Annotated in this window: 11 protein-coding genes; 6 read left to right on the top strand and 5 right to left on the bottom strand. The window is 50.1% G+C overall.

The features are described from left to right. Nucleotides 1-116: 116 nt before the first annotated feature. The 4 genes from bhsA (J1785_RS08030) (at nucleotide 117) to J1785_RS08015 (ending at nucleotide 2669) form a co-directional block, all read left to right on the top strand. The gene (gene bhsA / locus J1785_RS08030) at nucleotides 117-374 is read left to right on the top strand and encodes a multiple stress resistance protein BhsA (protein ID WP_217219189.1); all 258 of its coding nucleotides are present in this window, start codon (nucleotides 117-119) and stop codon (nucleotides 372-374) included. 169 nt (nucleotides 375-543) lie between these two features. After that, nucleotides 544-801 (top strand): multiple stress resistance protein BhsA, encoded by a 258-nt coding sequence (bhsA, locus tag J1785_RS08025; RefSeq protein ID WP_129951920.1) that lies wholly within the window; start codon nucleotides 544-546, stop codon nucleotides 799-801. Between the two features lie 152 nt (nucleotides 802-953). Then, nucleotides 954-1211: a multiple stress resistance protein BhsA gene (gene bhsA / locus J1785_RS08020; RefSeq protein ID WP_129951921.1), complete on the top strand. Its 258-nt coding sequence runs from the start codon at nucleotides 954-956 to the stop codon at nucleotides 1209-1211. Between the two features lie 243 nt (nucleotides 1212-1454). Beyond that, entirely contained in the window at nucleotides 1455-2669 is a 1215-nt protein-coding gene (locus J1785_RS08015; protein WP_217219188.1) for an MFS transporter, read from the top strand. 63 nt (nucleotides 2670-2732) lie between these two features. Here J1785_RS08015 and ddlA read toward each other — a convergent pair whose 3' ends face one another. Together ddlA and J1785_RS08005 are read right to left on the bottom strand one after the other, a co-directional pair. Beyond that, on the bottom strand, nucleotides 2733-3830 hold the full coding sequence (gene ddlA / locus J1785_RS08010; protein ID WP_129990544.1) for a D-alanine--D-alanine ligase: 1098 nt from the start codon (nucleotides 3828-3830) through the stop codon (nucleotides 2733-2735). A 73-nt stretch (nucleotides 3831-3903) separates the two neighbouring features. Next, entirely contained in the window at nucleotides 3904-4233 is a 330-nt protein-coding gene (locus J1785_RS08005; RefSeq protein WP_217139285.1) for a DHCW motif cupin fold protein, read from the bottom strand. 333 nt (nucleotides 4234-4566) lie between these two features. Between J1785_RS08005 and J1785_RS08000 the strand changes: the two genes are divergently transcribed. After that, complete coding sequence (locus J1785_RS08000) at nucleotides 4567-5946, top strand: NAD-dependent succinate-semialdehyde dehydrogenase (protein ID WP_217219187.1); 1380 nt, start codon at nucleotides 4567-4569, stop codon at nucleotides 5944-5946. A gap of 283 nt (nucleotides 5947-6229) precedes the next feature. Continuing rightward, nucleotides 6230-7351, top strand: coding sequence for a ribosomal protein uL16 3-hydroxylase (locus J1785_RS07995; RefSeq protein WP_217219186.1), 1122 nt, complete (start codon nucleotides 6230-6232; stop codon nucleotides 7349-7351). Between the two features lie 68 nt (nucleotides 7352-7419). On the opposite strand, the gene phnE (J1785_RS07990) is transcribed toward J1785_RS07995, so the two are convergent. From phnE (J1785_RS07990) to phnD, 3 genes are all read right to left on the bottom strand, one after another. Beyond that, nucleotides 7420-8343 (bottom strand): phosphonate ABC transporter, permease protein PhnE, encoded by a 924-nt coding sequence (phnE, locus tag J1785_RS07990; protein ID WP_129951933.1) that lies wholly within the window; start codon nucleotides 8341-8343, stop codon nucleotides 7420-7422. After that, complete coding sequence (gene phnE / locus J1785_RS07985) at nucleotides 8343-9206, bottom strand: phosphonate ABC transporter, permease protein PhnE (protein WP_129951935.1); 864 nt, start codon at nucleotides 9204-9206, stop codon at nucleotides 8343-8345. Before phnE (J1785_RS07985) ends, phnE (J1785_RS07990) begins: the two co-directional genes overlap by 1 nt. A gap of 158 nt (nucleotides 9207-9364) precedes the next feature. Then, on the bottom strand, nucleotides 9365-10233 hold an 869-nt coding region (phnD, locus tag J1785_RS07980; protein ID WP_217219185.1), incomplete at its 5' end, for a phosphonate ABC transporter substrate-binding protein.

Below are 10233 nucleotides of genomic sequence, written 5' to 3'. Positions count from 1 at the left end.
CCCAACACTCCCTATCATTTACTTATCGAACGTTAACTAATAAATAACGTTGACCCAAAACTGAGGTTCCTGAAGAAGGCACCCCAAATAAAAACTGAAGAACAGGAATTAACACCATGAAAAATATCGCTAGGACAATCGCTGCACTGACACTGGCTACTGCTTCTTTCTCTACCTTAGCGGCAACTGAAGTTCAGTCTGCACCTGCAGGTGAGCAAACTATCGGTACTGTCAGCGCCTCTTCAAACGGTAACCTGAGTACATTGCAGTCCAAACTGAATGCAAAAGCTACTGAAGCTGGCGCAACCTCATACCGTATCATCGGGGCTTCTGGTGAAAACCATCTGTACGGTACTGCTGAGCTGTACAAATAAGTTCTGAAGGTGCTGTTAGCAGATTGTTCCGCACAATAAGTTAACGATTAATAAATAAATGAGTTGCACAGAATGTGATCCCGGTCTAACATTTACTTATCAACTGTTAATAAATAACAGTCGGACCGAATAATCACCTGCTGATAAACAGATAAAAAGGAAAACTACCATGAAAAATATCGCCATGACTTTAGCCGCAATCGCACTTGCTACTGCTTCTTTCTCGACTCTGGCTGCGTCTGAAGTTCAGTCTGCACCAGAAGGTCAGCAAGCAATTGGTGTGGTAAGTGCTTCTTCAAGCAATGATTTATCAAGCCTGCAGAATAAACTGAATGCCAAAGCCAATGAAGCGGGTGCAAGCTCATACCGCATCATCGGGGCTTCAGGTGATAACCACCTGTACGGTACTGCTGAACTGTATAAATAAGCATAAAGTACCTGCCATTTTAGGGTAAAACGGCATTTAGTTAACGATTAATAAGCTAGATGTTGTATCGGACAGACGAGAGCTTTGCACATTAAATGAACGTTGATGACAACGCCTGGCAAAGCTTAAAAATACGAAATGAGGAAAATATCATGAAAAACTTAACAATGACCCTTGCAGCTATCGCACTGGCAACCGCTTCATTCTCCACTCTGGCTGCAACAGAAGTTCAGTCAGCGCCGGCAGGTCAGCAACCGATTGGTGTTGTCAGTGCAACATCCGGTAACAGCCTGAGCAGCCTGCAAAACAAACTGAATGCTAAAGCCAGCGAAGCCGGTGCCAGCTCTTACCGTATCATCGGTGCTTCAGGCGATAACCACCTGTACGGCACAGCTGAACTGTATAAATAAGCTGTAATAAGCAATAAAAAGCAGTAAGCAGAAGAGGCGGCGTTTGCCGCCTTTTTCGTGTCTGTGTTACTGAAAATTTCCCGGAAGCTTCCCCGCCCGCCTGACCTTGTGCTACATTTTCCTCTTCTTTTGCCTTCAGGTTCTGCTTCCCAATGTAACGAATTCTCATCACTAACATTTTTTCTTCTCCCGTTGCCTGCGTGCAAGGCGGGGTTTGTGTTATTTCTGATGAGAATCTTTCAAATGAATTCGTTATTGATTGCGCTCGTACGCGCACTTCGCAGCCATTGCTGGCTGCGGTTGCTGGGTTGTGCCTTTATTTTATCCTCTCTGGGCAATGGCCTGACGCAGGTCATGGTATTTGGCCAATTGCTGCGCTGGAATGCCTCCCCCGGCACGCTGACTTTCCCTTATATGCTGGCAACCTTGCCCGGCTTTATCGGAAGTGTTTGGGGAGAACGTTTGTGCAGAAAGATGTCGCCGCTGCGAATTTTGATCCTGACTGAAGTATTTGGCATGGTGGCACTGGTATTTCCACTGTACGGTCTGCTGTCACATCATATTCCCGCACTGCTGGTCATTCAGTCTGCTGAAGCGTTATTCAGCGGGATGAGTTATCCGGCGCTCACCTTGCTATTCAAACGCGGGCTAAGCGCTGAGGAGTTACCGGCGGCGACGGCAATGGAAACGCTGATTTTTTCTGCGCAGGTTTTGCTTGGCACCGGCGCCGGGGTTTTGCTGTTCAATGTTGTTTCGCCGCTGTGCATTTTACTGCTCGATGCGCTGAGTTTTGCCGCATCTGCTATTTTGCTTCTGACCACCCGGAAAAAATTTCGGGTCAGGGACGCTCAAACAATGGCGGCTGATTTTCCTGCACACCTGCCATTGCATTGGAAACATTACTCCCCGCTGCAAAAACGAAGTATCTTGCTGTTACCGGCGCTCGCCGCTGTCGGTTCTCCCGCGATGGCATTATTACCCGCACTCGTGCAGCAAATTCGCCCTGAAGAAACCACCGGTCTGGCACTCCCTTTGCTGTTTGCCCGCAGCCTCGGGCAACTATTCGGCCCGCTGCTGCTCAGTGCTGACAAACTCCGGCAGTTCAGCACCAGTAACAGACGAATATTGTTATGCCTGGTGTTATTTCTGGGGGGATACTTTCTGCTTTCCCCCCTGTCAGCCTGGCCGGCAGTCAGTCTGGCGTTAATTTTTAGTGCTCACCTGGCCTCAAATGTGGTGTTCGCATTAGGCACTTTCGGCGTGCTGCAAAATTTTACGGGCAGACAGGTCGCCACAGCCAGCGCGCTGGCCTGGCGCGGACAAGTTATGGTGGCGGGTTTAGCCACCGGCGCCGCCGGTTTACTGGCAGAAAATATCGGCGCAACCGGCGCGCTTTATAGCATTTCTCTCGCCAGTCTGACCGGCGTTGTTATCTTACTCTGGCGCTACCGGACGTAATCAGAAAACACAAAAGGCAGGGATTTCCTCCCTGCCTTCTTCGTATTGCCTTAAACCAGCCGGTCAGTTAGCCGAACTTTTCAACTGATTATTCTGCTGATGTTGCTCCATCGCCAGCGCGATCAGGCGCGTGATCAGATCACGGTAACCTAAACCACTGGCGGCCCAGAGTTTCGGATACATACTGATATTGGTGAAGCCCGGCAAGGTATTAATTTCATTGATGACGACTTCATCCTGTTCTGTCAGGAAAACGTCCACACGTGCCATGCCGCGACACTCCAGCACCTGAAATGCCTGCAAGGCGATGGCGCGGATACGATCATGGGTTTCCTGCGGTAAATCAGCCGGAACAGCGATGGACGCGCCAGTTTCGTTGATGTATTTGGTATCGTAGGAATAAAATCCGTCATGCAGGATCACTTCGCCGCACACGCTGGCCTGCGGGTGATCATTACCTAATACAGCGCATTCAATTTCACGACCTTTGATAGCCGACTCCACCAGCACTTTGTGGTCGAAGCTGAATGCTTCATCCAGAGCACGCTGATAGCTCTCTTCATCGCTGACTTTACTGACGCCCACCGATGAGCCCTGATTTGCCGGTTTGATAAACAGCGGCAGGCCGAGTTGTTGCGAAACACTGGCAAAGGTATTTTTCTGACGATTCACTCGCGTGAGGCACACGAAAGGAGCAACGGCCAGACCGGCATCACGCAGCAAACGCTTGGTGACATCTTTATCCATACTGACGGCGGAGCCCAGTACGCCGGAGCCGACGAAGGCTATATTTGCCATACGCAGCAGCCCCTGCAGGGAACCATCTTCCCCCAGCGTTCCATGCACAATCGGGAAGATGACATCCACCTGCGACAATGCGCTGGCGCTGTGGGTTTCGATTAGCTGATTCTCGGTCTGGCCCGGGATCAGCGCAACCTGGTTATTCGAGCGATTCAGGGCAATCAGCGACGGATTTTCAGCATTGATCAGGTAATTACTGGCGTCATTAATGTGCCACTCCCCTTTCTTATCAATACCCAGTAATGTCACATCAAAGCGTTCTTTATCAATCGCATCCACGATATTTTTTGCCGACTGCAGTGACACTTCATGCTCTGCCGATTTACCACCAAAAATAATACCAACCCGTAATTTACTCACCTGCTGCTCCTTGCCGTCTGCCTCAGCAGACGGCGAATGTTTCTATAAACAACCACGCAATAAACCAACACGACTAATCAACAACAAACAGTTTCGCGCCAACCGGTGTAGATGAACGGTGTGCTTCGGCATTGTCCGCTACCTGATAACTCATGCCCGGCGATAAGGTGAACGTACGTCCATCTTCAAGGCGTGTATGAAGCTCCCCTTCAAGGCAGAACAAAACATGGCCTTTACTACACCAGTGATCAGCCACATAGCCTGCTGAATATTCAACGATACGCACACGGATATCGCCAAATTTTTGCGTACGCCACAGCGCCATGCCGGTTTCACCAGGATGTTGCGTTGGCGTGACATCACTCCAGTCAGTCGTGCAAAACGGAATCGCATCAAGCTTCATGAATTTCTCAGTGTCGGGAAAGGGAAGGAAAGTCAGCATAAAAGTGAGCGGTAAATTTATCAATCGCTTGCTGAAAACAATTCATTTACTGCCAGTCGCAAAGTTACGTAAAGGCGATTGTTCTTAGAGACAGTCGACAGCAGGCGTATGGCAAGGCCAGTGAGAAAAAGGACAGAACGCGTCATACCGTTGTGTTGCATGAGATGTCTGTGGGACAGGGGTCACATTTTTTCGACTATGCTTAATGTTCTGTTGAGAACGCAAAAGGCGTACGCACCTCAATTCCAACGTGCCGTTGTTTTCGACGACACGCCACAAAACAAGGAGCAACACATGCCATATCAGACAATAAATCCGTTCAACAATAAGCTCATCAAAGAATATCCAACACATAACGATCAGCAGGTTGAAGAGGCGCTCTCTGCAGCCCATGCTTTATATAAATCTGACTGGGGTCAGGGCGATATTAAGCAACGCGTTAAAGTACTGCATAAATTATCCGAACTGATGGCTTCCCGCGTTGATGAACTGGCGGAAGTGATCAGTGTAGAAATGGGCAAACTTATCGGTCAGAGTCGTGGCGAAGTGCAGATTTGCGCGGATATTGCGAAATTCTATGCCGAAAATGCACAAGAGTTCCTCAAACCTGTGCCGTATAAATCCGATCTCGGCGAAGCCTGGGTCGAGCATCACCCGATTGGGGTGATCCTGGCCGTCGAGCCGTGGAATTTTCCGTTCTACCAGTTAATGCGCGTACTGGCACCGAATCTGGCCTCCGGTAACAGCGTGGTGGTCAAACACGCCAGCATCGTTCCCCATTGTGCGGAAACCTTTGAGAAACTGGTTACCGAAGCGGGTGCGCCAAAAGGCGCTTATACCAACCTGTTTATTTCTCAGGATCAGGTCAGTGCCATCATTGATGATGACCGCGTTCAGGGTGTCGCGCTGACCGGTTCGGAAAAAGCCGGTGCGATCGTGGCTTCACGGGCGGCCTCTAAGCTGAAGAAATCAACGCTGGAACTCGGCGGTAATGACGTGTTTGCCGTACTCGATGATGCCGATATCGATAAAGCCGCCAAAGCCGGTGCGCAGGCTCGTGTCTCCAACGCCGGGCAGGTGTGTACGGCGGCCAAACGTTTCATTATTCATGAAAAAGTGGCCGATGAATTCCTTCAAAAATTCACCGGACACTTTAAGGCACTGAAGACCGGCGACCCGCTGGATACATCCACCACGCTGGGGCCGCTGTCCTCTGCAGAAGCGGTGAAAACGCTGAGTGAACAAGTGGATAATGCTGTGAAACACGGGGCGAAACTGCACTTTGGCGGCAAAAAAGTGGCAGACAATCCGGGCAACTTCTTTGAACCAACGATTCTGACGCACATTACCCGCGATAATCCGGCCTATTTTGAGGAATTCTTTGGCCCGGTCGCACAGGTGTATGTAGTGAAAAATGATGAGGAACTGGTGAAACTGGCCAACGACTCACATTACGGCCTTGGCGGTTCACTGTTCACCTCCGATTTGTCTCGCGCCCGTAAGCTGGCCAGCCAGATTGAAACCGGTATGGTATACGTCAACTCACCTACAGATACCGCAGCGGAACTGCCGTTCGGCGGCGTGAAACGCTCCGGATTCGGCCGCGAACTCTCCGATCTTGGTATCAAAGAATTTGTGAACCAGAAACTGGTCGTGCTGGCCGCGAAGTCATAAATATTTCAACCAGAGTTCTATACCCAAAATAATTCGGGCTGCAGGACAAAAACTTCAGCTTTTGAGCAGCGCTTGTGCTGGCCCTAATAGGGCAAGGCTTGCCGGGTAACGCGGCAAGTGAAGGGATCCCGATGAGCTTACTCAGGTAAGTAATTCGGGTCACTGAACGTAGCCAACGCATCTGCGGTTCGAATTATGATGGGTAGCCTTGACCCACAACAAAGCGCGGTAACTTGCACCCTCTCTATAATCAGGCCCGTTTGTCTTCCCACTGGTAAATCACATGGCTTATGAACTCAATCTGAACTGGCCGGAATTTCTCGAAAAATACTGGCAAAAAAAACCTGTTGTTATTAAAAAAGCCTTCCCGAATTTTGTCGATCCGATAAGTCCGGATGAACTTGCTGGCCTGGCGATGGAACCGGAAGTGGACAGCCGCCTGGTGAGCCATAAGAACGGTGAATGGCAGGCAAGCAATGGTCCTTTTGAAGATTTCGACGGTCTGGGTGAAACCGGCTGGTCATTGCTGGCACAGGCCGTAAACCACTGGCATTTGCCTGCGGCTGAACTGGTAAAACCTTTTCGCATGTTGCCGGACTGGCGTTTAGACGATCTGATGATTTCATATTCTGTGCCCGGCGGCGGCGTCGGCCCGCACATCGATCAGTATGACGTCTTTATCATTCAGGGCATGGGCAGCCGTCGGTGGCGTGTGGGTGATGCCTTGCCGATGCGTCAGTTCTGCCCGCATCCGGCGTTACTGCATGTAGATCCGTTCACGCCAATCATTGATGAAGATCTTGAGCCGGGCGATATTCTGTATATCCCGCCGGGCTTTCCGCACGACGGCTTTACCCATGAAACCGCCCTCAACTATTCCGTCGGTTTCCGTGGCCCTAACAGCCGTGATTTCATCAGCAGCTTTGCTGACTACGCGCTGGAAAACGATCTGGGCGGCAGTCATTACAGCGATCCGGATTTAACGCTGCGTGACCACGTCGGTAAAGTGGAAGAGTATGAGCTGGAACGCGTACGCCAGATGATGGTTGAGCTGTTAAACCAGCCGGAAGATTTCAAACAATGGTTTGGCCGTTTTGCCACCACGCCGCGCCATGAACTGGATATCGCGCCAGCCGAACCGCCATACGAATCACATGAAATTGTCGATGCACTGATGCAGGGTGAAAACCTGGTGCGCCTGAGTGGCCTGCGAGTCCTCAACGTCGGCGAACGTTTCTTTGTCAACGGCGAACCGCTGGAAACGTCCCGGTATGCCGCCGCTGATGCGCTGTGCCGCTATACGCTGATCGGTAAAGCAGAACTGGGGGCTGCCCTGCAGGATCCTGAATTTGTCGCTCTGTTAACAGATCTGGTGAATCAGGGCTACTGGTACTTCGACGCGTAACCTGCCCCGAGTTCAGTCACGATAAAAGGCGGCGTCCCTGAAGACGCCGCCTGTTTAGTGCCCTTAACCTACGGGCGGTAAAGTTCGACCGGCGGCTTCATTTTTCGCTCTTCCGGTGCGAACAAATCAATTTCTTCACCCAGAATGTATTTGGCGCGCAGCATGGCGGAAATTTTGTCCATGATCATCACGATCACTACCAGTATCAGGGTGATAAACATCACCACATCCCAGTTCCACAGACGCATATTTTCCGCATACACCAGACCGATCCCACCCGCGCCGACAAAGCCCAGAACGGCGGCTGAGCGGGTATTAGATTCAATCTGATACAGAGACAAGGCAAGGAATGTCGGGAAGGATTGGGTGAAAATCCCGAAGCGGTGTGTTTGTAACGGGGAAGCTCCCAGCGCCCGCAAACCGCGGCTCGGCGAACGATCAACGGCTTCATGCCCTTCGGCATAAAGTTTACCGAGCAAGCCTAAATCCTGCATCACAATCGCCAGCACACCTGCCAGCGGTCCCATGCCGACAGCACGAACGAAAATCAGCCCCCAGATCGCCATATCCAGCCCGCGTAAAACATCCAGAAGACGGCGGATAATCATGGAAACAGGTCTGAGAACCGGCGTAGACATCACATTACGCGCCGCGAGGAATGAAAGCGGTAATGCGAGGAAAGATGCGGTGATGGTGCCGGAAAATACAATCGCCAGTGTGATAGCTATTTGCGAAAAATAATACATAAACGGCCATTCGGAAACGTCATGCCAGACAAACATTCGCAGGAAATAACGCCCGATTTCACGGCTGCCGCGCACCACTTCACTCCAGGGAATGCCGAAGTAACTGAAGAAATAGACATAGTACAGCGTAATAACAACAGCCAGTATCGCAAGGTAACGCAGATAGCGGCGTTGCGCGGCAAACAAATGCCCGTGCTGCTGCTTCATGCTGCTGACGACATGAGGTTCGAGCGCATCAGTTAACATCAGAAAGTGCCCTCCACAACGCGTTTGCGTAATTTACCTGAAAGAAAATCCATCACCGACACAACCAGAATAATCAGCAGTAAGGTCATGCTGACCTGATCATAACGATCAAGTTTGATTGACGTCATCAGCTCCTGCCCGATACCGCCCGCCCCGACCAGCCCGAGGATGGTCGACTGGCGGAAATTAATTTCGAGGCGCATAAAGCTGTAGGATAAAAAGATGGGTTTCACCTGCGGCCACATGGCGAAACGCATACGCTGCAAACGGCCCGCGCCGCATGCTCTGAGACCACGCACCGGTTTGTCCGATGCGGTTTCAATGGATTCGTAGAACAATTTGGTCAGGCTGCCGACGGTATGTAACGTCAGCGCGATAAAGCCAGGAATGGCACCCACCCCAAATGCCATCACACACATCACCGCCCAGGCCAGTTCCGGCATTGTGCGCAGAAAAGCGACAAAGGTACGGATGCTGAATTTCACCCATTTAGGCGAATCCGTATTACCGGCGGCGAGAAAAGCCAACACAATAGCCAGCGCCGTCGACAATATCGTCGAGGACAACGCCAGCTGGATAGTTTCCCAAATCAGCGGCAGCTGAATATTGAGACGGTATCCCCAATACGCCAGTGACCCTTCAGTATGGCCGTCAGCAAACAATAATGACCAGTGTAATACCGGTACAGTCTGTCCAATATAATCAAAGAAGCTGGGTGCGGAGAAAAAAATAGTTTTTAAATTAAGCTCGGAAACATTGCCTGACCACAGATATAACAACAGCATCAACCCTGACCAGATCAGTGCCTCCCGCTTTTGTTTACCGCGTATCTGCTGGTAATAACGATTGAAATCTTTGTTCAAAATAATATTTCCGGTTTGCAGATAATCTTAAAATCTAAACCCTAAATATTTCATGGTGCAGCAAGGCGGCAACCGAAAGAATCCCCGGGAGCTTACTTAAGTAAGTGACCGGGGTGATTGAGGGAAGCCAACGCCGCTGCAACGTGAAAGATGACGGGTTAGCGACCGCCTTTAGTCAGCTCACGCTTCATATCAATAATCTGCTGATATTCTGCCAGAGACGTCTCGCCGATATGCTGTTTGCCTCCCACTGCTTTCACGAAACAAGCGTGGTCATCTTTATCCAGTTTCTTAATGGCGGAAACCAGCTTAGCTTTAAATGCCGGTGGCAAATCACTACGCACTAAAATCGGGCCATTTGGGATCAGCGGAGATTCCCAAATAATACGAATTTTCTTCATCAGATCCGGATGGTCCATGCGGATCATTCGGTTGAACGCACCGGAGGTATAACCGGTTTCACGGTCGCCGATCATTGAAGCCCAGGTGACGGCACCTTCAAACTGACCGTTCAGCACACCAAGAATATCCTGCTCATGGCCGCCGGAGAAGGTGACACTGGAGAAGAAATTGTTATATTTATTATCCGTGGTGCCGCCAAATTCTTTCTTGAATGTCTGGTTCGGGATCAGGTAACCGGAAGTGGAATCCGGGTCAGCGAAACCGAATGATTTGTCTTTCAGGTCAGATAATTTCTGATACGGGCTGTCGGCTTTAACAATAACAACGGAGTGATAACCACGAGATTTGTCGGTATCGTCAATCACGATGCCCACCAGATCCACCGCTTTCGGATTATTAATATAAACCGAAGCAAAAGATGAAGGTGACATGCTTAATACCATGTCGACTTTCTTACCTAACAACCCCTGAATAACACCTGAATAATCGGATGAATTACGCAGTTTGGTATCCACATTTAATTCTTTATCGAAGAAATCTTTTACACACTGATTATCACCGATTTGCTGAGTGGCATTCTGCCCGCCCAAAATACCTAAGTTTAATTCTTTAGGAGCATCTTCTG

It is taken from the genome of Rahnella perminowiae, from assembly GCF_019049755.1.
Classification (GTDB): domain Bacteria; phylum Pseudomonadota; class Gammaproteobacteria; order Enterobacterales; family Enterobacteriaceae; genus Rahnella; species Rahnella perminowiae.
Note: the sequence above shows the minus strand (reverse complement) of the source record. Positions and strands in the feature narration are given on the sequence as shown.

What these genes read in the sequence shown, in the direction of transcription:
- bhsA (WP_217219189.1), top strand. Translation starts at nt 117, where the DNA reads ATGAAAAATATCGCTAGGACAATCGCTGCACTGACACTGGCTACTGCT.
- bhsA (WP_129951920.1), top strand. Translation starts at nt 544, where the DNA reads ATGAAAAATATCGCCATGACTTTAGCCGCAATCGCACTTGCTACTGCT.
- bhsA (WP_129951921.1), top strand. Translation starts at nt 954, where the DNA reads ATGAAAAACTTAACAATGACCCTTGCAGCTATCGCACTGGCAACCGCT.
- J1785_RS08015 (WP_217219188.1), top strand. Translation starts at nt 1,455, where the DNA reads ATGAATTCGTTATTGATTGCGCTCGTACGCGCACTTCGCAGCCATTGC.
- J1785_RS08005 (WP_217139285.1), bottom strand. Translation starts at nt 4,233, where the DNA reads ATGAAGCTTGATGCGATTCCGTTTTGCACGACTGACTGGAGTGATGTC.
- J1785_RS08000 (WP_217219187.1), top strand. Translation starts at nt 4,567, where the DNA reads ATGCCATATCAGACAATAAATCCGTTCAACAATAAGCTCATCAAAGAA.
- J1785_RS07995 (WP_217219186.1), top strand. Translation starts at nt 6,230, where the DNA reads ATGGCTTATGAACTCAATCTGAACTGGCCGGAATTTCTCGAAAAATAC.
- phnE (WP_129951933.1), bottom strand. Translation starts at nt 8,343, where the DNA reads ATGTTAACTGATGCGCTCGAACCTCATGTCGTCAGCAGCATGAAGCAG.